The sequence below is a fragment of the Dokdonia genika genome (genome assembly GCF_042652845.1).
Classification (GTDB): domain Bacteria; phylum Bacteroidota; class Bacteroidia; order Flavobacteriales; family Flavobacteriaceae; genus Dokdonia; species Dokdonia donghaensis.
Genome location: NZ_JBHSHB010000008.1, coordinates 164,754 through 190,779, shown reverse-complemented (window position 1 = coordinate 190,779; position 26,026 = coordinate 164,754). Strand labels below are relative to the sequence as shown.

Genomic DNA, 26,026 nt, shown 5'->3' with positions numbered 1-26,026 from the left:
AATCTGATACTATGAAAAGTCGTTTTACTTATATCTTATTATTACTTGTTGCAAGTGTGGCTTGCGCACAAGAAACTAGAGAAAATGATGTCACACTAACCTCAAACCTAGATTATACCTATGAGGTTATTGTTCCAGAACTTACAAACCCTTGGGGACTAGCTGTATTGCCAGATGAGTCTATGCTTATCACTGAAAAAAGTGGAGAACTCATACACTTTAAGGATGGCAAAAAAACAATGATTACTGGAGCTCCAGAGGTGGTGACGCGTAATCAAGGTGGTTTACTTGACATACGCTTGCATCCAGATTATGTGACTAATGGCTGGATATACATCACGTACTCATCACCAGAAGGCGAAGAAGACGGGGCGATGACAGCACTTATGAGAGCAAAATTAAAAGACGGCGCGCTTACCGAAAAGAAGGTATTATATAAAGGAAGCCCAAATACGAGAAAGGGACATCACTTTGGCAGCCGCGTGCGTTTTGACAAAGATGGTTATGTGTACTTTTCTATAGGAGATCGTGGTGCGAGAGATGAGAATCCGCAGGATATTACTCGTGATGGAGGTAAGATTTATAGACTTAATGCAGATGGTAGCATCCCTACAGATAATCCTTTTGTAGGTAAAGACGGAGCAAAAGAAGCTATCTTCTCTTATGGTCATCGTAATCCGCAAGGAATGACTGTGCATCCTGAGACAGGTAAGATATGGATACACGAGCACGGACCTCGTGGTGGGGATGAGATTAATATCCCTGAGGCTGGTAAAAACTTTGGGTGGCCAGTAATCTCATACGGTATTAATTACAGCGGAACTACGTTTACAGAGATTTCAGAAAAAGAGGGAATGGAGCAGCCAGTGTATTACTGGGTTCCTTCTATCGCTCCTTCTGGGATGGCTTTTGCAAACAATACTGGTGATGCAAAACTTGATGGTAACTTATTAATAGGTTCGCTTAAATTTGAATACCTAGAGCTTGCCATTTTAGAAAATAACAAGGTGGTTGCTCGTGAAAAGTTACTAGAAGATGTAGGTCGTGTGCGCAATGTGATTAATCACAATGGCACTACCTATGTAGGTGTTGAGGGAAAAGGAATCCTTAAACTAGTTAAGAAATAATGAAACTACTTATAAGTTTATGTACGGCAGGAGTTAGTGTGTTTTTATTTTTCGCGAAAGCGGAAAAAGAAGTTTACACCTCTCAAGACCCACTTGCAGAATCTATAGAACGTGGTGCTGAGGTATACCAAGACTTTTGTATACAGTGTCACCTAGGTAAGGGTGAAGGTGTGGCAGGAACTTTCCCGCCGCTTGCTGGATCAGACTGGCTCACAGAAGATCGCTATAAAGAAGCCATAAAAGCTGTAAAATATGGCCAGCAAGGTCCTATTACCGTAAATGGTGTAGCATATAATGGCGTGATGGCAAACCTTGAACTTTATGAAGATGAGGTGGCAGATGTAATGAACTACATTATGAACAGCTGGGGCAATAAACAGAAAGAAATGGTTACCGAAGAAGAGGTAAAAGCTATCTCAAAATAGGTGATCTCGTAAATAGCAGAAGTAATGTCCTAAGATTTTTTTAGTAAAGAATTGGCTTTTAAAACGACAAAAAAGTGCTAACTTTTTAGGTAAAAGAAAATACTATGAAAAAAATCATTACATCCCTATTTTTTATGATTGCTTTTTGCTCTGTACTTACAGCTCAAAATTATTCATCGGGAAGCATTACAGTACTTAATAATAACCCACTAGAAGGTAGTGTAGCCATAGATTACCTTGCTCAAACAGTACTTTACAAAAAGAATTATAAAACCACCGTTTATACTTTTGACCAGGTAACTAGTGTCTCTCTCAACAATAGAAACCTTGATAAAATAGAAGTAGATAATATCGTTTATTTTGCCACACCATTACAAGATGGAAAAGCGTCTTTATATCAAATAAGTCCCTCAGAATATCTTATCACAAACGCTACTGGAACCTCTAAGGTTATCAACGTAGATAATGACAGAGCAAATATAGCTGGCACGCTTGCCGTACTTTTTTCTGATTGTAATTCCATACGAAGACCACTTAATGCTATAGATCAATTTAATGAGTCTGCACTTATACGTAATGTGCAAGCCTATAATGCTTGTGATTATGAGATTTATGCTCCCACGCCTAATGAGGTAGATGCTGCTGCATCTTATAATACAGATGCTGCTAGTTTTTATCTAGGTGTAGGTACAAGCGTTAATAACTTGAAGTTTTTTGATAGTGACGAGTCTGAGTCTATTGTGACAGGGCAGGTACAACTTGGTGTAATAGCTACTCCAGGCTTTTTAGGAACTTTACAAGGAAACCTTTACTTCTCTCTTGAAGGAAATGCTGCCTTATCTGGTGATAATAGTTTTGAGAACTTGCCTAATGATTTAAATTTTAAAATGAGTTCTTTTAGACTGTTGTTTGGTCTAGAGTATCAATTTAATAAAGAAGGGAAATTTAAGCCTTTTGTCGCAGCTGCAGTAGGTCCTACTGGTGATTATTATGAAGGAACTCTAGATGGTAATGATTTTGATATAAGCGGTGGTAATCCCATTTTTGTACCGCGTGTAGGCGTGAGATATGAGCTTAGTAACGGGCACCATCTAAGTGCTAGCCTAAGTTATATAACCGGTTATGATAATGACTTAACATTTCCTACAGAAGAAGAAGTTATTCCCCTACAGATAGATGTAACAACGCTCACACTAGGGGTAAACTACTACTTTTAAGACCACTATCAATCACAATATTAAAACCGAGATGCATAATCTCGGTTTTTTCATTTCTAATCCATTTTAATAACCCATTTTAAATTGTATTTTTACCTCCTAATCGTCCTCAAATTTTATGGGTAAAATAATTGCTATTGCAAACCAAAAAGGTGGTGTAGGCAAGACCACGACTTCTGTTAATCTCGCAGCCTCTCTAGGCGTGCTCGAGAAGAAAGTACTTCTCATAGATGCAGACCCACAGGCTAATGCAACCTCTGGCTTAGGAATAGATGTAGAGAGTGTAGAAGTAGGAACATACCAGCTACTAGAACATACTAACAAGGCAGAAGATGCTATTGTAAAAACCTCTTCTCCTAATCTAGATCTTATACCTGCTCACATAGACCTTGTAGCTATAGAAATAGAACTTGTAGATAAAGAGTCACGTGAGTATATGTTAAAGAAAGCGATTTCTCACCTAAAGGATGTATATGATTACATCTTGATAGACTGTGCACCATCACTAGGCTTGCTTACTCTTAATGCACTTACCTCTGCAGACTCTGTAATTATCCCTATACAATGCGAGTATTTTGCACTAGAAGGGTTAGGTAAGTTGCTTAACACGATAAAAAGCGTTCAGAAAATACATAATAAGGATCTTGATATAGAAGGATTACTTCTTACAATGTTTGACTCACGACTACGATTATCTAATCAGGTAGTTGAAGAGGTTCAAAAACATTTTAGCGAGATGGTCTTTGAGACAATCATACAGCGTAATGTACGTTTAAGTGAAGCACCTAGTTATGGAGAGAGCATTATAAATTATGATGCTGCAAGTAAAGGCGCTACTAACTACTTGAGTCTTGCTCAAGAACTTATTACAAAAAACAATAGCTAACAAATGGCTAAAGCAACAAAAAAACAAGCACTAGGGCGTGGTCTCTCGGCTCTGCTCAAAGACCCTGCAAATGATATAAATAGTGCAGAAGATAAAAATGCAGACAAGGTTGTAGGTAACATCGTAGAGTTAGATCTAGAAGATATAGATGTAAACCCGTTCCAACCGCGTACTAGCTTTAATGAAGAAACTCTTAGAGAGCTCGCCTCATCTATAAAAGAGCTAGGCGTGATACAACCTATCACGGTACGTAAGATAAGCTTTGGTAAATATCAACTTGTATCTGGAGAGCGACGTTATAGAGCGTCTAAGCTTATAGGTAACAAAACAGTACCCGCATACATACGTATTGCAAATGATAATGAGAGCCTCACGATGGCCCTTGTTGAAAATATACAGCGTCAAGATCTTGACCCTATAGAAATTGCCCTTTCATACCAGCGCTTAATAGACGAGATAAACCTCACACAAGAGCAAATGAGTGACCGCGTGGGTAAAAATCGCTCTACTATCACAAACTATTTGAGACTACTTAAACTAGACCCAATAGTACAAACAGGTATGCGAGATGGTTTCTTATCTATGGGGCACGGTCGTGCACTCATAAATGTAGAAAACACAGGTGACCAGCTAGATATATACGAGAAGATTTTACAAGAAAAGCTCTCTGTGAGACAAACAGAAGCGCTTGTAAAAAACTATCACGCTACGGCAAATATTGAGACACCCGCAAAGGAAGAAACACCTAAGTTCATAAAGAAAGGCACAAAAGACTTTGCCGAATATTTTGGTGCAAAAGTTGACATCAAAGTTTCAAAGAATGGGCGTGGTAAGATTACCATTCCGTTTTCTTCAGAAGAAGATTTTAGTCGATTACAGAAACTCATTAAGGGTGCAAAATAATAAACTCCTCTTACTGGTAGTACTCTTGTTTTTTTACGCTTTCGCGAAAGCGCAAGAAGACCCAGCATCTACACTTCTAGATCAAGAAACAGTTACTGCCGTGAGTGATAATGATCCTTATGAACCGTTACGACCTGCAAAGGCTGCCTTTTATGGCGCAGTGTTACCAGGTCTAGGGCAACTCTACAATAAAGATTACTGGAAGTTACCACTTGTATATGGCGCACTGGGATCAAGCATCTATGCCGTATCATATAACTCTACACAATCTGAGCGTTTTAGAACCGCCTTTAAAGAACGACTCGCGGGACGTATAGATGAGTTTACTAACGTAGATGAAGATGGTGTAGCCACCGAAAGGTTTTCTGATGACGCCTTACTTAATGGCCAAGAGCAGTTTAGAAAACGTCGTGACCTATTTATTTTAGTATCGGCAGGAGTGTATATACTTCAGATAGTTGAGGCAAATGTAGATGCGCATCTATCGCAATTTGACGTAGATGATGAGCTTACCTTTGGACCAGCAATTTACAATGATGATATGGGCCAAACTATGAACTACGGTCTAACCATAAATTATAAGTTTTAATATGAAAATAGCACTTCTTGGCTATGGTAAGATGGGGCAAACTATAGAAAAAATTGCCGAATCTAGAGGTCACGAGATTGTAGCTCGCGTGAGCTCACCAGAAAATTTCACCCTTGCAAATGCAGATATTGCAATAGACTTTAGCATTCCAGATAGCGCGGTAAACCATATCACAAAATGTTTTGAAGCGGGTATCCCTATTGTGTCTGGCACCACAGGCTGGCTAGATAGTTATGAAGATATGGTGGCACTTTGTAAAGAAAAAAATGGTAGCTTTATCTATGCATCAAACTTTAGTGTTGGTGTGAATCTGTTTTTTGAGTTTAATAAGAAATTAGCTCAAATTATGGCTCCTCATAACGACTATAAAGTAGATATGACCGAGATACACCATACACAAAAACTAGATGCTCCTAGTGGTACGGCCATCACCCTAGCAGAAGGAATTATAGAGATTACTCCATATACAGACTGGTCACTTGCCGAAGGACAATCTATAAAAGATAACCACATACCCATCACTGCCGAAAGAGAGGGCACTGTACCTGGTACACATATTATAAATTACAAAGGCAATATAGACACTATAACCTTAAGTCACGAGGCACACTCAAGACAAGGCTTTGCGCAAGGTGCCGTAGTTGCAGCCGAGTGGTTACTAGGCAAACAAGGAAATTTCTCAATGCGTGATGTTTTAGGTCTATAACCGTAACATAATAGACAAACCTAAGACCTATCACAAACTAAAAGAATACAGATGACACTTACACAATGGTTTATATTTTTTCTTATCGTTCAAGCAGTACACTTTGCCGGAACGTGGAAACTTTACGTACGCGCTGGTAGAAAAGCCTGGGAAGCAGGAGTACCTATTTACAATGCCGTAGTGCTTATGGGTATCATAAATAGACCTAAGTGGTGGACTATCTTACTCTTTGTACCTATTGTAAATCTTATTATGATACCAGTAGTGTGGGTTGAGACAGCAAGGTCTTTTGGGTTTAACAGTTTTAAAGATACAGCGCTCACAGTACTTACAGGAGGACTTTACCTCTACTATATAAACTATGCAACAGATGCACCGCACATTAAAGGGAGAGATATTAACCCTAAATCATCTAGTGGTGAGTGGACGAGTTCTTTACTATTTGCCATCGTTGCCGCGACTATTGTGCATACGTATTTTATGCAGCCTTTTGTTATCCCTTCTTCTTCACTAGAAAAGACATTACTTGTAGGTGACTGGCTGTTTGTAAGTAAGTTTCACTATGGAGCAAGAACACCTATAACCACAGTAGCAACACCTATGCTACACGATACTATATATGGTACAAAGACTAAGAGTTACTTAACAAAACCGCAACTACCTTACTTTAGATTACCAGGTTTTCAAGACATAGAGCGCAATGACATTGTTGTTTTTAGCTGGCCTGTAGACACTCTTGTAGATATTACACCTGGTAATATGCGCGGCAGTGTGAGAAAACCTATAGACAAGAAGTCTAACTATGTAAAACGTGCTGTAGGGGTCCCTGGAGATTCTCTTGAAGTACGAGATGGTTATGTATATATCAATGGTGAGAAGAATGATTTACCAGATCGTGCACGTATACAATTTAGTTACACAATTGTCTCTAAGGAACTTCTTGTAAAAAGAGCTCAAGATGCAAACGGAAACTATGTATTCCCTTCAGATCTTATGAACGGTCGCTATGAGATTTCTGACATCTACCTCTCTGGTGTACAAGGTGACAATGGACCTTATGTACACACTGCTCAAGCAAGTGAAGCTTCTATAGAAAAACTTAAAAATAACTCAAACATTATAAGTATAGAGCGCACACATTATGATGCTACAGAAAATAACAAAGCGATTTTTGGTGCAAAACCAGGACGCGCATCTAGTGTAGATAACTTTGGCCCTATATACATTCCTGAAGAAGGGAAGACTGTGGCAATTAACCCAGAAAGCCTTCCATATTACAAACGAATTATAGAAGTGTACGAAGGCTATGAAATGGGTAGAGAGCGCGACATCACGGTTAATGGTAATGAGATATTAATGAATGGTGAGCGGCTTACAGAGTATACCTTTGAGCAAGATTATTACTGGCTTATGGGTGATAATCGTCATAACTCTCAAGACGCTAGAGCGTGGGGTTACGTGCCTTTTAATCACGTAGTGGGTAAACCAGTTTTTGTATGGTTTAGTAAAGATGCAAATGTACCTGGTCTTGCAGGCATACGCTGGGATCGTGTATTTACCACAGTAGGTGGTGATGGACCACTAGTGAGCTATAGATACTGGTTTTTAGGAGCGTTACTGCTTTATATAGGTTGGTCATTTTTTAGAAAGAAAAAACAACCCAAAGCATAACCCATTATAATGAAAGCTGCTCTTATCACACACGGCTACTGCGCCCCTATCATTCAATATGCTGTAATTGCTCAAACCGAGCAGCTACATATAGAGGCAAATGGAAATTTCCAGAAGCAGTCATACCGCACCCGTATGAAGATTGCCACATCTACTGGTACGCTCACACTCATTATACCTATCCTCCACCGTAAGGATAAAACAGAGAGACAGCGTTATTATGATGTAAAGATTGAGAATAAATTTCACTGGCAGCGTGATCACTGGAGGTCTTTAAAAATAGCCTACCAGACCTCTCCGTACTTTGAGTATTATGAAGATGAGTTTGAGCCACTTTATCATACCGAGTATGAGACACTCATAGAATTTAATAAGGCGTGTCACGCGATTATTATGGAGTGTTTACAGCTAGAAATAACGCCTATACTAACAGAAGAATATTTTAAAAACCCTGAGCAGGTAGATTGCAGACAGCTTGTAAATGCAAAAAAGGAGCCTCAATATCCTCTACCAGAATATCACCAGCTTTTTAATGAAAATCACGGATATTTAGAAAACCTCACCATTTTAGATTTACTTTTTAATCTTGGTCCTAGTGCACAAGATTATCTCGAGAAGATTGACCTCACTGGCTTAAGCGCTTAAAGGTTGCCATAGAAGGTTTGTGATCAGAAAGATCTATATCTCCATACGTTTCAAAATCTAAGACTTCTAGTTGCTCATCTGCAAGTATAAAGTCTATGCGTAATGGTATGATGTCAAACCAGAAGGTTGCTCCTGTACCTGATCCCGCTTTCGCGAAAGCGTCAACCTTATCACCACGCACTTTTCGATACATATATGAAGTTGCGCTATTATTAAAATCACCTGCCACGATAACTTTATGTGGAGAGGCTGCCTCACTATGTAAAAACTTTTTAACCTGATCTTCTTGTTTTTCAAAAGCAACTCCTAGTCTACCGAGTAGCTTTTTTGAATTTTCCTTTTGTAGATTATTTAGACTAGGCGACAATCGAAAGGATTGAAAATGCATATTATACGCTCTAATCGTATCCTGCCCCACCTTAATATCTGCATAAATGCCGTTGTTCCCTTTTTTACCAAAATCAAGCGAACCGCTATGAACGATAGGAAACTTTGAAAAAATCACTTGTCCAAAATTACTATTTGCAGGACGCATTACTTTATGCCTGAATGGATACTTCTTTGCATCTAGCTCAAAGTCGGGGTGATACTCTTGCAGGCAAACAATATCTGGGTTTTGATCTTCTATAAATGTAATGGCCCGTTTGCCAACGTTTGCCTCTTCTACCCATCCATAAACATTAAACTGGCGTACGTTATAGGTTAAAAGTGTGAGTGTGTCAACTTCTTTTGTATCACTACCACCACCAAAGCGTATGAGCGAGAATATATGTGTTATCCCTAATGCTAAGATTACGGCAGACAATAGTAATTGTCTTTTGGCTTTAAACAACCAGAATAAGAAGAATAAAAAATTAATAATAAGCAGCACCGGAAGCAATAGACTCAGTACTGACAGTGCCGGAAAAATATGTGGCGGAATATAAGGTAGTAAGTAACTAAAAAGCAATAGCACCGCGCAGATACTATTTATGAGAAAGATAAACTTCTCAAGAAGATTTAGGTTTTTCATTAGTTACTCCTTACCGGCTTTAAAAAGGAAATCTTTTTCGGCTTTTGAGAGGCTGTCATAGCCGCTCTTACTTATTTTATCAAGTATGGCATCTATGCGCTGTTGTTGCTCACTCTTAGTTGCTGTGGCTGTTTTCTTTACAGAGCTAGCACTGCTCTTTTTATTTTTATGCACGGTGCGTAGTGGGCTTTTCTTTTGTCTTTTTGGTTTTTTAGTAAACCAGCCACTCACATTATCAATAAGTCTCTCAAACCAGAGGCCTATATCATTACCTGCTAGTAATTGTTTTGCATAATAAAACCCAAAGGCCGCACCACCCAAGTGTGATATGAGACCTCCAGCGTTACCAGCATCTAGTAATAAAATATCCTTGACTACTATAAATGCAGCAATCCACCATAGTTTTACATTAAATGTAAATATGCGCACCTCTGCATCTGGCGTGTATGTACCTATAAAAACCACAATAGCATTTACTGCGGCAGATGCTCCTAAAAGAACACCAGTACCTCTAAAGACGGGTAAAACATTATATAGTAATGCAAATAACACACCTCCTGCAATGGCTCCTAAGAGATAAATCGCAAGAAACTTCTTTTCTGAAAACAGATTTAAAACAAATCTTGAAAACACGTAAAGGAAAACCATATTCCAAAAGAGGTGTCCAAAACCAGAGTGCAAAAAAGCATAAGTCACAACGCTCCACGGTTGTTGTAAAAAGCGTATCACATCTGACGGTAACACAAAATACTGGCTAAAAGTGCCAGAGCCCAAGCCCACTAGCCACGGGATGATATTGAACAGGACATAAACAAGCACATTTACAACAATGAGCTTTATTGCAATATTTGCTGTTTTATATTTATATGCTAGAGATGTGTTTGCCATATGTGTACTTTAATACTTTCCTAAGCCTTGTTTTTTCCAGTAGAACATCATTATAAAACCGAATAATGCACCACCTAAGTGCGCCCAGTTTGCAATGTTTGCCCCAAATATTGAGAACCCTGTAACACCAGAAAATAAATCTATTCCTACTAAGATAGGTATAAAGTACTTTGCTTTAATAGGTACAGGTATAAATAGTAGCCCTAGTGACGCGTTAGGAAATAACATACCAAACGCTACGAGCACACCCATTATTGCGCCAGAAGCTCCTACTGCTGGAACAGAAAATGATTCATAAAGCGATTGTGCAGTCTCTCTAGGTATTCTCTCACTAAAAGAGCCACTAGTAAGAATATCAGTAATATCTTGAGCATTAAACCCTAAAGCCATTATAGCCTCACTCGCATTATTGAAGTGGTAGTAATTAACCAATGTATGTATCAAAGCTGCTCCAAGACCTGCTGAGAAGTAAAAGAATATAAAGCGTTTTTGTCCTAGAGCATTTTCTATAGGACTACCAAACATCCATAAGGCATACATATTAAATGCTATATGCATAGGGCTTGACAAGTCGTGCATAAACATATGCGTAAGTGGTTGCCATACCTGCCAGCTAGGGTTTTCTACAAACCACAATGCAAATAATTGCATTGCTGGGTCTGGTTTTATAATAAACAATGACCCTAAGTAAAAGATCACATTTACTATTAATAATATCTTAACCGTTTCTGTGATTCTTCCCATAGGTTATTTAAATTTTCTATCAAGATCATCACCTGTAATGGTGATAAATGTTTTCTTGTTAGTAGGCGATATACTAGGTTCTTTACAAGCAAAGAGACTATTTACTAAGTGTTCTCTAGAAAGGCTGTCTAGCGTCTCCCCTCCTTTTACCGCGAGGCTTTTTGCCATACTCTTTGCAAGTGTGTCTGTCTGGCTAAAACCGCTGTCTGGCACCTCGTTTTCTAAATCACTAAGTAATTGGTCTATAACAACTGGCACTTGACTTTCTGTTATAGAAGTGGGGATACCGTTTATTTCTAAAATATCTCCGCTTATGAGTCCAAAGATAAAACCTGTATTCTCCAGTCCTTCTTTAAGCTCTTCTATTAAAGCAAGCTCTGTTGTAGAATACGTAAGCGTTAACGGAAATAACAATTGCTGACTCACAGATTCTTTTACCGTTATATTACGTAAAAACTCTTCATACAATACGCGCTGGTGTGCCTTATGTTGATCTATGATCACCATACCACTCTTAATGGTACTTACGATATATTTTTTATTGAGTTGATATGTAGAAGATTCGTCTTGAGAACTTGCTGCAGCCGTTATAGGTGCAGCTGCTTTTGTATTAAGACCACTCTCAAACATATTACCCGTACTCACTTCCTTCTCAAAAGTTATAGTACTGCCTGCAGTCGCTTGCGACTCCATTCCTTCATACATCTTCTCCCAGCCGGTTACGTCAGGCTTTTCATAGTCGGGGCGCTGTGCTCCTCTTTTTGGCGCAGGAACGCTCTCAAAGGGATTAAATGTGCGATCTACCTCAATCTTAGGAGTTACCACTCCTTTATTTTTGTAATCATAAGGCGTATCGAGTTCGCTATCTCTATTAAAATCAAGCACAGGTGCAATACTAAACTGGCCTAAGCTATGCTTTATGGTACTACGTAACATCGCGTATAAAGCGTGCTCATCGTCAAATTTTATTTCGGTCTTTGTAGGGTGTATATTTATATCAATTGTAGCTGGGTCTACCTTGAGGTATAGAAAGTAACTTGCTCTCGCTCTATCTGGAAGTAGTCCATCAAAGGCTGCCGTTACCGCGTGATTTAAGTAAGCACTTTTTATAAATCGATCATTTACAAAGAAAAATTGCTCACCACGCGTCTTTTTTGAAAACTCAGGTTTTACCACAAACCCATTTATGGTAAGTATATCTGTCTCCTCTTGCACGGGAACTAACTTCTCATTAGTCTTCCCGCCAAAAATGCCAACAATACGTTGTTTTAAATTTCCTTTTGGTAATTGAAAAAGCTCTCCCTCGTTATGATACATTGCAAATGCAATATCAGGATGTGCTAGTGCCACACGCTGGAACTCATCTATCACGTGACGCAACTCAACACTATTTGATTTTAAAAAATTACGACGTGCTGGTATGTTAAAAAAGAGATTCTTTACCGCAAGTGAGGTGCCCTTAGGTGTGGCACATACCTCTTGGGTAATAATCTTACTACCTTCTATCTCTATATGCGTACCCACCTCTGCTCCTTCTGGCCGTGTCTTAAGTGCCACGTGAGCGACGGCCGCTATTGAGGCAAGCGCCTCTCCTCTAAAACCTTTTGTATTGAGGTTAAATAAATCATCTGCCGTGGTAATCTTTGAGGTAGCGTGACGTTCAAAACTCATACGAGCATCTGTATCACTCATACCCTTACCATCATCTATAATCTGGATAAGTGTCTTACCGGCATCTTTTACGATAAGCTTTATAGAAGATGCTCCTGCGTCTATGGCATTTTCAAGTAATTCTTTAACCACAGATGCTGGGCGTTGCACAACTTCTCCCGCAGCGATCTGGTTTGCTACGTGATCGGGTAAGAGTTTTATAATGTCTGCCATTAGGACCTACTACTTTATAGAGGGTTGGTAAAGATGGATAAATCAAAATCTATTATCCAGAGAAAGAGAAATATTAAAATGAGTACAATAAAAAATATAGTGCGGTTATAACCTCCCTTGCGGCTTTCTTGAAGTTCATCCCAGGCGGTTGTAAACTTCTTCTTTAAACCTTTATTATAAGTTAAGGTTTTACGGTGCTCATCAAAGCGCCCTTCTATCTTAAAAGGACTCCCTTCTTTCTCGCTATTATAATAGCGAGGCTCGTAGCTATACTTCTTATTTGTGCGTTTTACAAATCCCATAATATTGTTATTTCAAATATACGATTTCGTATCCAAAAAGCATACCGAATTTGCGCTCGCTATGCGTTAAAGAGATTTGTTTATGGGGATAAGTACGCTTTCGCGAAAGCGTAAAACTACTACGTATTAAAACTTTGCGTCTTTACGTAATTGTGCCATTTTTATAGCTGCAATAGCGGCTTCTGTACCTTTATTACCGTGCTCCCCACCACTACGAGCTCTAGATTGCTCAATAGTATTATCTGTAAGTACACAGAATATAACAGGAATATCTTGCTGAATGTTAAGGTCTTTAATGCCCTGAGTAACGCCTTCACATACAAAGTCAAAATGCTTAGTCTCTCCTTGTATCACTGTACCTATAACGATTACAGCATCGAGCATATCATAAGCCTGCGTCATTTTTTTTGCCCCATAGATGAGCTCAAAAGCGCCTGGCACGTTCCAGCGCACAATGTTATCGTTTATAGCGCCACAATCTTTAAGCGCATCAAATGCTCCTTGAAAAAGTCCTTCTGTAATCTCATCATTCCACTCAGAAACAACAATCCCAAACTTGAAATCTTTCGAGTTTGGGATGGTTGCTTTATCATAGACAGAGAGGTTGTTACCTACTGTTGCCATAATATTATGTTTTAAAAGTTATACCTTAAAGTTACAATATACTTTAAGAATATGGCTTCTTAATTAATTTCCTGCTTGTGCTTGACCTAGATAAAGGTCTACCTGCGCAGCATAGTCTGAGGTTGCATACTCTTCTTTTACCTGTGTAAGGTATTTTACAGCAGCATCCATTTTTCCAAGCTCTATAGCCGTTACACCCGCTTTAAATAAGAAACGTGGTGTTGTAAAATCGTTTGCATTAAGTCCAGCTGCCTTCTCGTAGTATCCTAGAGCCTCTTCTGGTTGACCTAGTTGCATAAATGCATCGCCTATCGCTCCTTTTGCAAGTGGCGCAAGCATCTGGTCGTCTGATGAGAAGTCTTGAAGATGCGAGATTGCCTTCTGGTAATCTTTTACCTCAAGGTAAGACATCCCTGCGTAGTAGTTTGCTAGGTTTCCTGCTGCAGTACCACCGTAGTTATCTGCAACATCTAGAAGACCATACTTACCATTCTTACCGTTAAGAGCCACCATATAGAGTGAGTCTTTTACAGATGTATTAGTCGCCTCTAGTGCTGTTGTAAAGCTATCTTGAGCTAGTACAAGCTCATTTGCCGCTTCTGCCTCTGCAGGTTCTGCCACAAATTTATTGTAAGCTAGATATAATAATGCAATAACAAGAATACCTACTATGATGCCTATTACTGGTTTCTGATTTTTTTCAAACCACTCCTCTGCTTTATTTGCTCCTTCGTCTAGTGATCCAAAAACCTCTGCAGTTGTACTCTCGCTATCGTCTATAAACTCTTCAACTTCTTCCTTTACGGGCTTTGTTTTCGGTTTATATCCTCTTTTATTATATGTTGCCATATTTCGTCGTTTATTAGTCGGGCAAAAATATAATATTTATTGAATTATGAAAGGGAAATTAATGCTTAATTTTGAAGACCTAATAAGCAATATTACTAGATGTTTACCGCTTTCGCGAAAGCGCGCCACACCTACCCCACCCTATGATCTTAAAATCGCTCTCTCTTATAAACTATAAAAACTTTGAGTCAAAGGCCTTTACCTTTGATGCAAAAATTAATTGTTTTGTTGGAAATAACGGCGTGGGGAAGACAAATGTGCTCGATGCGATTTACCACCTTTCTTTTGGAAAAAGCTACTTTAATCCCGTCACAAGTCAAAACATAAATCACAATGCAGACTTCTTTGTAATAGATGGTTTATATGAGAAAAAAGAACGAGATGAGAAGGTTGTAGTAAGTGCAAAAAAAGGCCAGAAAAAGGTCATAAAACGCAATGCAAAAATGTATGACCGCTTTGCAGACCACATAGGCTTTTTACCGCTAGTTATTATCTCTCCGGCAGATAGAGACCTCATCACAGAAGGCAGTGACACCCGCCGTAAATTTATAGATGGCGTGATCTCACAAAGTGACAAAAGCTATCTTTCTGACCTACTAGGCTACTCAAAAATACTATCGCAACGCAACGCCCTGCTTAAATACTTTGCAGCAAATAATACATTTAATGCAGATACGCTTGCTGTATATAACGAGCAACTAGAAGGTTTTGGCACTCCTATTTTTGAAAAAAGACAGCAGTTTTTAGAACGCTTTGCACCTATTTTTAATGAGCGTTACAAAGCCATAAGTGGCGACACAGAAAATGTAACCCTTACGTACAACAGCTCACTAAGTACAATGCCGCTCAAGCACTCACTTACTAATGCGCTAGCAAAAGATCGCTCTCTACAATATACAAGCGTGGGAATACACAAAGACGACCTACAGTTTGAGATAAATGGCCACCCTGTAAAGAAATTTGGCAGTCAAGGGCAACAAAAATCGTATCTCATCGCTCTCAAGCTTGCGCAGTTTGATTTTATAAAGCAAGAAGGTGGTACTACACCGCTATTATTGCTAGATGATATTTTTGACAAGCTAGATGAAAACCGTGTGCAACATATCATTGAGCTAGTAAACACAAACGACTTTGGCCAGCTGTTTATAAGTGACACCCACCCAGAGCGCACAGAAAATGTAGTAAAAAAAATACATCAGAGTTATGAGCTTTTTCATCTAGAACGAGCACAATAAGCTGTTGTTTTTATCGTAATTTGCAGTACTCATTATTAGAACACTTACGTGAAAAAACTAGTTTACACCCTTCTCGCCCTCCTCATTTTGAGCTGTAGCTCATCCCCGCAAGAAAAACTTGCACACATAAACGGTTACTGGGAAATTGCCGCTATAGAGATGCCAGACGGCACCTCAAGAACCTATGGAATGAGTCAAAATATTGACTTTTTTGAAATAAATGAAGACGGGACTGGCGTACGTAAAAAAGTACAGCCCAATGCGCTAGGAGAGTTTATCACCTCAAACGATAGCGAGAACATAAATGCAATCATAGAAGATGATCTTCTTACATTGAGTTATTCAACAGCTTTAGACAGCTGGCAAGAAACTGTAAAAAAAGCTAGCAAAGAAGAGCTCATTCTTATTAATAAAGACGATATTATCTATAAATACCGTAGATATCAACCCCTCATCATAGAGTAATGGCAAAAAGAAACGCAGACCCAATTTCTATAAGTCAAGCGCTGGGAGAATTTGTAGAAAAAAACAAACTAAGCAAAGGTATGGACAAAGTAGATGTCACAGCCGCTTGGTACAAGCTCAATCCAGCATTTGAGACATATACTACTTCTATACGTTTTGACAGAGAGACACTCTTTGTAAACCTAAGCTCTTCTGTTTTTAGGGAAGAACTCTCTTATGGTAAAGAAAAAATACGCACAATGCTTAATGAGGAATTGGGCCGTGAGGTTATAAAAAAACTCATCTTGAGATAACAACTAGCTACATTCTAGCATAAAGAAATGCGAGACTATAAAGTCTCGCATTTTTTGTTTTCAATTTGCAGTACTAAGGACTACATACGCTCTGGTACGTCTATTCCTAATAATCCAAAGGCACTCTCTATTACCTGCCCTACTTCTTTACTAAGCGCTACTCTAAAGCTTTGGTCTGCCACGTTATCTGTACCAAGAATCTGCACCTGCTGGAAGAATGAGTTATACTCTTTTACCAAATCATAGGTATAGTTTGCAATAATAGCTGGGCTCTTCTGGGCCGCGGCAAGCTGTATTGTTGCAGGATAGTCTTGTACAAGCTTAATAAGCTCTTTTTCTTTAGGGTGTAAATCTCTAGCTTCCTCAACACTCGCAGGAACATTAAGCTCCTTAGCCTTGCGCAATATGGCTTGTATACGCACGTATGTATATTGTATAAATGGTCCCGTATTACCTTGAAAATCTACAGACTCCTTAGGGTCAAAAAGAATTCTCTTTTTGGGGTCTACTTTAAGAATGTAGTACTTAAGAGCTCCCAGACCTATCTTTTTATATAGCGCCTTCTTCTCCTCATCTGTATATCCATCTAGCTTACCTAGTTCCTCAGAGATTTCTCCTGCGGTAGCAGCTACTTCATTTATAAGATCGTCTGCATCTACTACGGTACCTTCACGAGACTTCATCTTTCCAGAAGGAAGATCTACCATACCATAACTAAGGTGAAAAAGATTTTCTGCCCAGTCGTATCCTAGCTTTTTAAGTATTAAGAATAATACTTGAAAGTGATAATCTTGCTCGTTTCCTACTGTGTAAATCATACCACCTACATCTGGATGGTCTTTTACACGTTGTATCGCAGTACCTATATCTTGCGTCATATATACTGCAGTACCATCTGCACGCAATACAATCTTTCTATCTAGACCATCTTCTGTAAGGTCACACCATACAGAGCCGTCTGGATCTTTTTCAAAAACGCCTTTTTTAAGACCTTCTTCTATATTGTCTTTTCCTAGTAGGTAGGTGTTGCTCTCGTAGTAGTAGCTATCAAAATCTACTCCTATATTTTTATAGGTAACCTCAAATCCGTCATACACCCACTGGTTCATTTTTTTCCATAGTGCAACAGTCTCTGCATCTCCCGCTTCCCACTTGCGTAGCATTTCTTGGGCCTCGAGTAATAAAGGAGCCTCTTTTTTTGCTTCCTCCTCGCTCTTACCTTGAGCAACCAGCGCAGCTACTTCTTTCTTATACTCTTGGTCAAACTTTACATAGTAATTACCTACTAATTTATCTCCTTTAAGACCTGTAGACTCTGGAGTCTCTCCGTTACCATAACGCTCCCAAGCCAGCATAGACTTACAGATATGAATCCCACGGTCATTAATAATTTGAGTTTTATAAACTTTAGAACCTGCTGCCTTAATAATTTCTGACACAGCGTATCCTAATAACACGTTACGTACGTGACCTAGGTGAAGTGGCTTATTTGTGTTAGGCGAGGAGTATTCTACCATTACCGCTTTACCAGCTTCTGGTGTTTTTCCAAAATTTTCGGTGGCTTGTATCTCTGCAAAGGCGTTCATATAAAACGCATCTGCCACTACTAAGTTTAAGAAACCTTTTACTACATTAAAAGCAGTAATCTCTTCAACTTGTGCTACGAGGTACTCTCCTATTTTTGTTCCTATCTGTACTGGGTTTCCTTTTACAACACGTAACATAGGGAAAACCACTACTGTGATATCTCCTTCAAATTCTTTGCGAGTTGCTTGAAATTCCACCGCTGGGAGTTCAGCTTTATAAATTTCGGCAACAGCGGCTTTTACGTGAGTTTCTATAGTAGATTGTAACGACATAGGATCTTGAAAGTTGAAAATATAAATGGGACTTATTGCGCTTTCGCGAAAGCGTAATTACAACCACGCCACCGCTACACATATTTAAGTCACAGGGTGTCTAAAAATATGGCACAAATATATGTGAAAATTGAAAGAGCACATAGGGAAACACTAGCGAAACTCGTATCTTTAAAAGAAAAAATGCTTCTTAACGTATCTTACAACAATCCTGATATAAAGCGCAAAATTAACGAAGAAGTAGGCGAGCCCTACGGATTGCGTGAGCGCATTAAACAAGGCGGCATAGGTATAGGTCACCTTGTCATTACAGAATCTAGTATACAGATCCAGAATTTTCTTGCTCTAGATAAATATCGCAATAAGTGCAATATAGAGCTTAGACCCCGTGGTATTATCATAGGTTTTAGAGCCTTACTAGACAGCTATGCGCTGGTAATTCCCTACTGGAAACTCAACCTTTACAAGGGTCGAGCAGAAGAGTATAGTGTCTATCGCGATAATTATTTTATCAAAATTGAAGCTAAGGCTAAAGATAAAAAAGTGCATAATTTTATGAAGCGTATTCTTGACCAGAAAGCACAGCAATCTCCCACAAACATAGACGACCTGTAAGATTATGAAAATATTACTTACGGGTGCAAATGGATATATAGGGATGCGATTACTCCCTATGTTACTTGAGGCAAATCACGAGGTGGTGTGTGTGGTGCGCAATGAGGCGCGGCTGTCTGTAAGTAAAAAAATAAAGGAACAGATTACTATTATAGAGATAGACTTTCTAGACAAACCAGAAGCAAATAAATTACCGAAAGATATAGATGTTGCCTACTACCTCTTGCACTCTATGAGCTCGAGCACCTCAGATTTTGACGAGAAGGAAGAGCTCTCTGCGCTCAATTTTAACACCTATCTCGCTCCTACTAGTTGCCAGCAGGTAATCTATCTAGGGGGTATTGCAAATGATAAAATCTTAAGTAAACACCTACGCTCACGTCAAAACGTAGAGAACACCCTAAAAAAAGGTAAAGCTGCCCTCACCGTACTTAGAGCAGGGATCATTGTGGGATCTGGGAGTTCTTCTTTTGAGATTATACGCGACCTATGTGAGAAGCTACCTGTGATGATTACCCCAAAATGGGTCAATACAAAATGCCAGCCTATAGCTATACGCAATGTAATGCAATACCTCACTGGAGTTTTAGGCAACGAGAGCACTTATAATAATCAATTTGATATAGGTGGCCCAGATGTGCTAAGCTATAAAGAGATGATGCAGCGTTATGCAACAGTGCGCAATCTACCATTGTATATTTTTACAGTACCAGTAATGAGCCCAAAAATATCTTCATACTGGTTGTATTTTATCACCTCAACATCTTATAAACTTGCGCTCAACCTTGTAGATAGTATGAAGGTAGAGGTGATCTCAAGTGACTCTAGATTGCAAGATTTACTAGGTATCACTCCTATAAGTTATGAAGATGCTATTGATTTGGCTTTCGCCAAAATTGAACAAAATCAGGTAGCGAGCTCTTGGAAAGATAGTCTTGTAAGTGGTCGTATTAAAGTAAATCTAGATGACTATATACAAGTCCCTAGCTATGGATGCCTCAAAGACAAACAAACCATACATCTAAAAGACCGAAAGCTAGCTCTCGAAAATATCTGGGCAATAGGTGGTGACAGAGGCTGGTATTATGGTGACTGGATGTGGAAGATAAGAGGGTATATAGATAAACTTGTAGGAGGCGTAGGCCTGCGCAGAGGAAGAACACATCCAGATAAGATTTTTACAGGTGATGTAATAGACTTCTGGCGTGTGTTACTAGCAAGTAAAGAAGAGCCTAGGTTATTACTCTTTGCAGAGATGCGGGTACCTGGAGAGGCCTGGCTTGAGTTTACAATAGATGATAATGATGTGCTGCACCAGACGGCAACCTTTAGACCACGAGGTATTTTTGGCAGATTATACTGGTATAGTATGCTACCCTTTCACTACTTTATATTTGGTGAGATGATAAGAAATATTGCTACAAAGCGATTTGAGCATTAAAAAAAGGCGAACCAGAACGTGTATTATCTGAGAGATAAATTCGGTCGCTTTTTAAATCCTACTAAAAAAAATTACCCGTACTGTTTTACCAGTTAATTTTAAAAGTGAAAACTACAAACACTTATAAAATTGCTTCTCTCAATACATTATTCTAGAACGCCTATATGTGATAAATATAATGCGTTATTCTCTAATTTCCTACACTTTAGATACCGATTCGTGTGAATTTAATACACTTTTACACAAAATCGTTTAAATAAGATCTATAAGTGATTTATTTTCTAATACTTTTAAGGTCTGGTCTCTTACTTCTATCATAAGTATATGAAGACTACACTCCTCTTCTTTGGGACAATCATCACAATGCTCATAAAAGTTAAGACTCACACAAGGCAATAACGCGATAGGTCCCTCTAACGTACGTATCACAGATGATATCTTTATATCTTCTGCCTTTTTAATAAGGTAGTATCCACCACCTTTGCCTTTTTTACTACCTAGGTAGCCCGCTTTACGCATAGAAAGTAAAATACTCTCCAGAAACTTTTTTGAGATATTTTCAGAATCTGCGATTTCTTGTATAAGCACTGTTGTATTCTCAGGCTTTTTTGCTAGAAAAGTGAGTGCCTTTAATCCATATTTTGTTTTTCGCGAAAGCATAATACGAATATACTTTATTCTTCCTTAGGAAGAAACACCTCTGCCATCATACATCTTGCACTACCTCCTCCACAAGTTTCTATCGTACTTAAGTCGCTACTTAAAATCTCACAGTGCTTTTCTATCTTATTAACTTGATCCTTAGTGAGGCTCTGGTGTGCATCTGCACTCATCACTAGATACTTCTTATCATCTGCTCCCAGTACCTGTAACATATTACCTGCAAAGTGATGCATTTGCTCTTCTGTAATAGATATCACTTGCTTGCCCGTTTCTTTTAAGTGTTTAAGCACATTTTTACGCTCCTTTTTATCATCTATAGTATCAAGACAGATCACACAAAACTCCTCTGCAAGACACATCATCACGTTAGTGTGATAAATAGGCAATCTCTTACCATCTACCGTTTGGTTTGCAGTAAACACGACTGGTGTGTACTCAAAATCTTCACAAAACTCTATGAACAAACTCTCGTCTGCTCTTGCAGATAAGGCGCAGTAAGCACGCTCGTTCTGGCGGTCCATAAGAATACTACCCGTACCTTCTAGAAAAACATCTTCATCTTCTGCCTCTGTGTAGTCTACAATATTGTTAATCGTAAATCCTTCACTTTCAAGTCTTATAAGCACTTCTTCCCTGCGCTCTCTTCTTCTATTTTCGGCAAACATAGGGTATAGGGCTACATTACCACTTTCGTGAAAAGATACCCAGTTATTTGGAAAGACAGAATCTGGAGTGTTCCCTTTCATATCATCATTTTCAACAATAACGTTTACACCCACGGCGCGCAGCTTTGCAACAAAGTCATCAAACTCCTGTTGTGCTTTTGTATTGATCTCATCATTTTTAAGACTTATATCTTCTTGAAAATAATTATTAACCGCCGTCTCCTCGTTCATTCTAAACTGAACAGGACGTATCATTAAAATTGTGTTTGTAATTTGTCGTGATGCCATAGCTTACCTCGTGTATGATATTTTTATAAGTAGTGTGAATATAAAAACTATATCGATTGCGAATTTAGGCGAGAATTTGAGGAATACCTATCTCTTTTTGACTTTTTTATTACCAAAAAAATCGCTCTAAAAATGCCTGGATTTACGTGCCTTAAAGCTTGGTAATAAGATCGTCTATAATCATATCGCCGTGCTCACGTGTATTCTCTATAAAGAGTTTGCTTGTGCGCATTCCTGCAGCAATTACCCCTGCAACATATACACGCTCTAATGGCGTTTCTAGCGTCTCTTCATTGTGAATAGGTGTGCGTGTCTCGTCATCTGTAACAGGCAGGCCTAACTTTTCAATCAAGGTATAATCTGGCTGGTAGCCTATCATCGCGAGTACGAAGTCATTTTCTAAAATAACTTTTCCATCTGGTGTATTTAAAATTACGGTAGACGGTGTTATTTCTTTTACTGTGGTATTAAAATAAGCCTTTATGGAGCCTTCTTTAATTCGGTTTTCAATATTAGGCTTAATCCAGTATTTGGTTTTTTCATACAGGCCTTCCCCACGTATTGCCATTGTCACCTCTGCATTTTTGTAGTAGGTTTCTAGCGCAACATCACAGGCAGAATTTGCAGCTCCCACCACAAGTATTTTTTGATCTACATACGGGTGCGGACTGTCATAAAAGTGTTTTACCTTAGGTAGGTCTTCTCCTGGCACGCCTAGTGTGCGAGCAACATCATAAAAACCGGTGGATACTATAACCGCTTTCGCGAAAGCGTTACCCTTATCTGTCTCAATCTCATATCCGCCATCTTTAGGCGTCATTTTCTGTACCTGAGTATAGAGCTTTAATCTTAGTTTCCAAGTGTCTTGCACTCTTCTATAATACTCAAGCGCCTCCTTACGAGTAGGCTTATCTGTATGAGATACAAAAGGAACGCGACCTATTTCTAGCAGCTTTGAGGTACTAAAAAAAGTCATATTTTCTGGATACCTGTAAATGGTATTTACGAGCACTCCCTTTTCTACAATAAGATAATTAAGTCCTTTTTTATGAGCTGCAATACCGCAGGCAAGCCCTATAGGTCCTGCGCCTATTATTATGAGATCGTATGGTGATTGTGCAAACATTATCTATTTCTCCAGAAAAATGGGGTTAATAAAATAAGTACGGTAAAAAGTTCTAGACGCCCTATGAGCATTAAGAACGCCATCCACCACTTTGCTCCTATAGGTAACCACCCATAACTATCTACGGGACTTAACCCTCCAAAGGCTGGACCTACATTACCTAGTGCAGATGCAGATCCTCCCAGGGCTGTTCTAAAATCAAGTCCCATCGAGGCAAGTACACTTGCACCTATAATCCAAGAAAGCATATATAGTATAAAGAATGCAAGGATGTTAAATATAATAGAGCGATCTACAGATTTTGAATTGTAGCGTACAGGTAGTATTGCGTTAGGGTGCAGTGTTCTTTTAAACTCAACTATAGCATTACGTATGGTAAGCAGGTGGCGCACAACTTTAATACCTCCCGATGTTGACCCTGCAGATCCTCCTAAGAACATAAGTCCAAAGAAAATAACGGTAAGAAAAGGTGTCCACATTGTGTAGTCTGCCGTGACAAATCCTGTAGTTGTGATAACTGCTAGTACTTGAAACAACCCGTGACGAAAAGCAGCTTCTGCCTTACCCCACACCATAGGGTGCTCTATTGTAGACAGACTAAGGTCTGCATTAAAGTACATTACTAATGACACTAAAATCCCAAAGCCAAAGACAAAAGCCATATAAAGCCTAAACTCCTCATCTTTTAAAATCTTCTGAATTTTACCCTTAAATGCAAAATAGCTTAATACGAAGTTTGTACCCGCTAGAAGCATAAAGAACGTTATGATATACTGTATAACTGGCTTATCATTCCAGTAAGCTACACTTGCATTTTTTGTAGAAAACCCTCCAGTTGAGAGCGTACTCAATGCGTGGTTTACCGCATCAAAAAATGACATACCAGCCAGCTTAAGCAAGATGGTTTCAATCACTGTAAAGCTTACATAAATTAACCATAGACGTTTTGCCGTATCAGTAATTCTAGGGTGTAACTTATCTGCACTAGGTCCTGGAGCTTCAGCCGCAAAAAGCTGCATTCCCCCTATACCTAGCAGTGGCAGTATAGCAATAGCAAGTACAATGATACCCATACCCCCTATCCAGTGTGTGGTAGAGCGCCAGAAGAGAATACTCTTAGGCAACGCTTCAATGTCTGTAAGTATGGTGGCGCCTGTTGTAGTATACCCACTTATAGTCTCAAAAAAGGCGTTTGCCACGCCTGGTATAGCTCCTGTAAAAAGGTAAGGCAACATACCACTAAGTGACATAAATAGCCACCCAAAGGTCACAATAATATACCCTTCTCGTTTTTTTACAATTTTCTCGTGCCCACGTGTCATAAACATAAGCAACGTACCAGCAAATGCAGTAAGCAATGCTGCTGCCGAGACTTCAAGACCTACGCCATCTTTTGCAAGAAAACTTACAAGTGCTGCAATGAGCATAAAGCCGCCATTAAAAAGCAGCAGTAATCCCATTAAGTGAAATATAATCTTGTAATTGAGTTTTGGCATTGGGGCTAGATAAACATTTCTTCTACCTTTTTAATAGATCTAGGTAAACAGCATACTACTACACGGTCACCCTTTTCTATTCTAAAAGCACCTAAGGCTATAAGACCTTGATTATTTCTTACTACTCCTGCTATAGTCGCACTTCTAGGGAAGTCTATGTCGCGTATACGTTTTCCTTGCACTTCAGAAGAGTCTTTTACAATAAATTCTAGTAGCTCTGCATTCATATTATTGAGCTTAGTCATTGCTACCACCTCTCCTTTACGGATGTATCTAAAGATATTATTTGCAGCCAGTAGCTTTTTATTGATAAGGGTATCAATACCTATACTCTGTGAGAGCTGGAAGTAATCCATATTCTCAACTAGGGCTATGGTTTTTTGTACTCCTTTTGACTTAGCAACCAGACACGACATAATATTAGTCTCACTATCTCCTGTCACAGAGATAAAGGCATCCATATCGTGTATATTTTCTTCATCTAGTAGCTCTACATTACGACCATCACCATTTATAACGAGTGCCTTAGGTAGTAAATCTGCTAGGTCAATTGCTTTTTCTCGGTTCTTCTCTACTAGTTTTACATTAAATCTATTACTACATAAATCTTTTGCAGTTTTTGACCCGATGTTACTACCGCCCAGTATCATTACGTTTTTGATATTCTGGCGTACTTTACCTGTAAGTTTATAAATCTCTTCTACACCGCCCTGCACCGTCACAAAGTAAATGTGATCACCTTCTTTAAAAACAGTATCTCCTCTAGGTATTAATGTATATTGTGTTCCTTCTCGCTGTATCGCGATAGGCATAAAGTGTAACTCTGGAAAAATCTTTGCTGCCTCTTTCACACTTTTACCTACAAAAGAAGCCGTACGTGATAAGGTCGTACCTACCATAGTAAGTGCTCCATTATCAAACTCGTAACTATCTGAAAAACCACTCTGGTTAAGTAGTAACTCAATCTCACTTGCTGCTAGACTCTCTGGAGAGATTAACTCATCAATCCCAAATTTCTGAAACCCTGCTAGCTCTTTGTGCTCTATAAACTCTGTGTTAGATATACGAGCAATCGTACGCTGTGCACCTAGCTGCTTTGCCAGTACACAAACCGTGATATTTGTAGTCTCGCTGGCTGTAACTGCTATAAGAAGATCTACTCCCTCAACTCGAGAGTCTTGTAGTATCGCAATAGAGGTTGCGTCTCCTTTTATAGTTCTGATATCTAGATGCGTATCTGCATATGACAGACTCTCTCTATTAGTATCTATAAGGGTAATATCTTGAGATTCGTAAGAGAGTAATTTTGCTAAGTGAAACCCTACTTCTCCTGCTCCTGCAATGATTATTTTCATAAATGGATGTGCTCAAAAATGCGTACAAAGATACTACATAGGTGATGGATTAA

The 26,026-nt window shown here is 39.0% G+C and carries 27 protein-coding genes; 14 read left to right on the top strand and 13 right to left on the bottom strand.

Features of this window, described 5'->3' with window-relative positions:
- Positions 1-11: 11 nt before the first annotated feature.
- The 9 genes from ACFO5T_RS04775 to ACFO5T_RS04735 all read left to right on the top strand — a co-directional run bounded on the left by ACFO5T_RS04775 (position 12) and on the right by ACFO5T_RS04735 (position 8,169).
- A complete protein-coding gene (locus ACFO5T_RS04775; RefSeq protein ID WP_380032482.1) occupies positions 12-1,127 on the top strand; it encodes a PQQ-dependent sugar dehydrogenase in 1,116 nt (371 codons plus the stop codon).
- On the top strand, positions 1,127-1,552 hold the full coding sequence (locus ACFO5T_RS04770; RefSeq protein ID WP_380032481.1) for a c-type cytochrome: 426 nt from the start codon (positions 1,127-1,129) through the stop codon (positions 1,550-1,552). Before ACFO5T_RS04775 ends, ACFO5T_RS04770 begins: the two co-directional genes overlap by 1 nt.
- A gap of 104 nt (positions 1,553-1,656) precedes the next feature.
- A complete protein-coding gene (locus ACFO5T_RS04765; protein ID WP_380032479.1) occupies positions 1,657-2,769 on the top strand; it encodes an outer membrane beta-barrel protein in 1,113 nt (370 codons plus the stop codon).
- Between the two features lie 118 nt (positions 2,770-2,887).
- Entirely contained in the window at positions 2,888-3,655 is a 768-nt protein-coding gene (locus ACFO5T_RS04760) for a ParA family protein (RefSeq protein WP_380032477.1), read from the top strand.
- Between the two features lie 3 nt (positions 3,656-3,658).
- Positions 3,659-4,558 (top strand): ParB/RepB/Spo0J family partition protein, encoded by a 900-nt coding sequence (locus tag ACFO5T_RS04755; RefSeq protein WP_021778384.1) that lies wholly within the window; start codon positions 3,659-3,661, stop codon positions 4,556-4,558.
- Complete coding sequence (locus tag ACFO5T_RS04750) at positions 4,548-5,147, top strand: DUF5683 domain-containing protein (protein WP_298347834.1); 600 nt, start codon at positions 4,548-4,550, stop codon at positions 5,145-5,147. Before ACFO5T_RS04755 ends, ACFO5T_RS04750 begins: the two co-directional genes overlap by 11 nt.
- A gap of 1 nt (position 5,148) precedes the next feature.
- The gene (gene dapB, locus ACFO5T_RS04745) at positions 5,149-5,853 is read left to right on the top strand and encodes a 4-hydroxy-tetrahydrodipicolinate reductase (protein WP_380032474.1); all 705 of its coding nucleotides are present in this window, start codon (positions 5,149-5,151) and stop codon (positions 5,851-5,853) included.
- A gap of 51 nt (positions 5,854-5,904) precedes the next feature.
- Positions 5,905-7,524 (top strand): signal peptidase I, encoded by a 1,620-nt coding sequence (gene lepB / locus ACFO5T_RS04740; protein ID WP_380032471.1) that lies wholly within the window; start codon positions 5,905-5,907, stop codon positions 7,522-7,524.
- 9 nt (positions 7,525-7,533) lie between these two features.
- On the top strand, positions 7,534-8,169 hold the full coding sequence (locus ACFO5T_RS04735; protein WP_380032469.1) for a WbqC family protein: 636 nt from the start codon (positions 7,534-7,536) through the stop codon (positions 8,167-8,169).
- On the opposite strand, the gene ACFO5T_RS04730 is transcribed toward ACFO5T_RS04735, so the two are convergent.
- The 7 genes from ACFO5T_RS04730 to ACFO5T_RS04700 form a co-directional block, all read right to left on the bottom strand.
- Positions 8,150-9,181, bottom strand: a complete 1,032-nt coding sequence (locus ACFO5T_RS04730) for an endonuclease/exonuclease/phosphatase family protein (RefSeq protein WP_380032467.1) — start codon at positions 9,179-9,181, stop codon at positions 8,150-8,152. The two genes, ACFO5T_RS04735 and ACFO5T_RS04730, sit on opposite strands and share 20 nt — an antisense overlap.
- Before the next feature lie 3 nt (positions 9,182-9,184).
- Entirely contained in the window at positions 9,185-10,069 is an 885-nt protein-coding gene (locus ACFO5T_RS04725) for a rhomboid family intramembrane serine protease (protein WP_299151007.1), read from the bottom strand.
- Positions 10,070-10,078: 9 nt separating this feature from the next.
- A complete protein-coding gene (locus ACFO5T_RS04720; protein WP_298347829.1) occupies positions 10,079-10,813 on the bottom strand; it encodes a rhomboid family intramembrane serine protease in 735 nt (244 codons plus the stop codon).
- 3 nt (positions 10,814-10,816) lie between these two features.
- A complete protein-coding gene (mutL, locus tag ACFO5T_RS04715) occupies positions 10,817-12,697 on the bottom strand; it encodes a DNA mismatch repair endonuclease MutL (protein WP_380032464.1) in 1,881 nt (626 codons plus the stop codon).
- 14 nt (positions 12,698-12,711) lie between these two features.
- Positions 12,712-12,999, bottom strand: a complete 288-nt coding sequence (locus tag ACFO5T_RS04710) for a hypothetical protein (protein WP_021778375.1) — start codon at positions 12,997-12,999, stop codon at positions 12,712-12,714.
- A gap of 126 nt (positions 13,000-13,125) precedes the next feature.
- The gene (ribH, locus tag ACFO5T_RS04705) at positions 13,126-13,623 is read right to left on the bottom strand and encodes a 6,7-dimethyl-8-ribityllumazine synthase (protein WP_021778374.1); all 498 of its coding nucleotides are present in this window, start codon (positions 13,621-13,623) and stop codon (positions 13,126-13,128) included.
- A gap of 63 nt (positions 13,624-13,686) precedes the next feature.
- Entirely contained in the window at positions 13,687-14,472 is a 786-nt protein-coding gene (locus tag ACFO5T_RS04700) for a tetratricopeptide repeat protein (RefSeq protein ID WP_021778373.1), read from the bottom strand.
- Between the two features lie 143 nt (positions 14,473-14,615).
- Between ACFO5T_RS04700 and recF the strand changes: the two genes are divergently transcribed.
- Genes recF through ACFO5T_RS04685 form a run of 3 tightly spaced genes read left to right on the top strand, consistent with a single transcriptional unit; the run spans position 14,616 to position 16,465 of the window.
- The gene (recF, locus tag ACFO5T_RS04695; protein ID WP_380032460.1) at positions 14,616-15,707 is read left to right on the top strand and encodes a DNA replication/repair protein RecF; all 1,092 of its coding nucleotides are present in this window, start codon (positions 14,616-14,618) and stop codon (positions 15,705-15,707) included.
- 48 nt (positions 15,708-15,755) lie between these two features.
- Positions 15,756-16,172, top strand: a complete 417-nt coding sequence (locus tag ACFO5T_RS04690; protein WP_038597195.1) for a lipocalin family protein — start codon at positions 15,756-15,758, stop codon at positions 16,170-16,172.
- On the top strand, positions 16,172-16,465 hold the full coding sequence (locus ACFO5T_RS04685) for a DciA family protein (protein WP_035325280.1): 294 nt from the start codon (positions 16,172-16,174) through the stop codon (positions 16,463-16,465). Before ACFO5T_RS04690 ends, ACFO5T_RS04685 begins: the two co-directional genes overlap by 1 nt.
- Before the next feature lie 80 nt (positions 16,466-16,545).
- Here the strand turns inward: ACFO5T_RS04685 and argS are convergent, their stop codons facing one another.
- Positions 16,546-18,324, bottom strand: coding sequence for an arginine--tRNA ligase (argS, locus tag ACFO5T_RS04680; protein ID WP_380032457.1), 1,779 nt, complete (start codon positions 18,322-18,324; stop codon positions 16,546-16,548).
- Positions 18,325-18,507: 183 nt separating this feature from the next.
- Here argS and ACFO5T_RS04675 point away from each other — a divergent pair, with 183 nt between their 5' ends.
- Both ACFO5T_RS04675 and ACFO5T_RS04670 read left to right on the top strand, forming a co-directional pair.
- The gene (locus ACFO5T_RS04675) at positions 18,508-18,939 is read left to right on the top strand and encodes a hypothetical protein (RefSeq protein ID WP_380032970.1); all 432 of its coding nucleotides are present in this window, start codon (positions 18,508-18,510) and stop codon (positions 18,937-18,939) included.
- Between the two features lie 4 nt (positions 18,940-18,943).
- Entirely contained in the window at positions 18,944-20,380 is a 1,437-nt protein-coding gene (locus tag ACFO5T_RS04670) for an SDR family oxidoreductase (RefSeq protein WP_380032455.1), read from the top strand.
- A 252-nt stretch (positions 20,381-20,632) separates the two neighbouring features.
- Here the strand turns inward: ACFO5T_RS04670 and ACFO5T_RS04665 are convergent, their stop codons facing one another.
- The 5 genes from ACFO5T_RS04665 to trkA all read right to left on the bottom strand — a co-directional run bounded on the left by ACFO5T_RS04665 (position 20,633) and on the right by trkA (position 25,973).
- Positions 20,633-21,040: an RrF2 family transcriptional regulator gene (locus ACFO5T_RS04665; protein ID WP_380032453.1), complete on the bottom strand. Its 408-nt coding sequence runs from the start codon at positions 21,038-21,040 to the stop codon at positions 20,633-20,635.
- Between the two features lie 14 nt (positions 21,041-21,054).
- Complete coding sequence (gene ctlX, locus ACFO5T_RS04660) at positions 21,055-21,996, bottom strand: citrulline utilization hydrolase CtlX (RefSeq protein ID WP_380032451.1); 942 nt, start codon at positions 21,994-21,996, stop codon at positions 21,055-21,057.
- A 151-nt stretch (positions 21,997-22,147) separates the two neighbouring features.
- Positions 22,148-23,122, bottom strand: coding sequence for a YpdA family putative bacillithiol disulfide reductase (locus tag ACFO5T_RS04655; protein WP_380032449.1), 975 nt, complete (start codon positions 23,120-23,122; stop codon positions 22,148-22,150).
- A complete protein-coding gene (locus tag ACFO5T_RS04650; protein ID WP_021778363.1) occupies positions 23,122-24,618 on the bottom strand; it encodes a TrkH family potassium uptake protein in 1,497 nt (498 codons plus the stop codon). Before ACFO5T_RS04650 ends, ACFO5T_RS04655 begins: the two co-directional genes overlap by 1 nt.
- Before the next feature lie 5 nt (positions 24,619-24,623).
- Positions 24,624-25,973: a Trk system potassium transporter TrkA gene (trkA, locus tag ACFO5T_RS04645; protein WP_021778362.1), complete on the bottom strand. Its 1,350-nt coding sequence runs from the start codon at positions 25,971-25,973 to the stop codon at positions 24,624-24,626.
- Between the last annotated feature and the right edge of the window lie 53 nt (positions 25,974-26,026).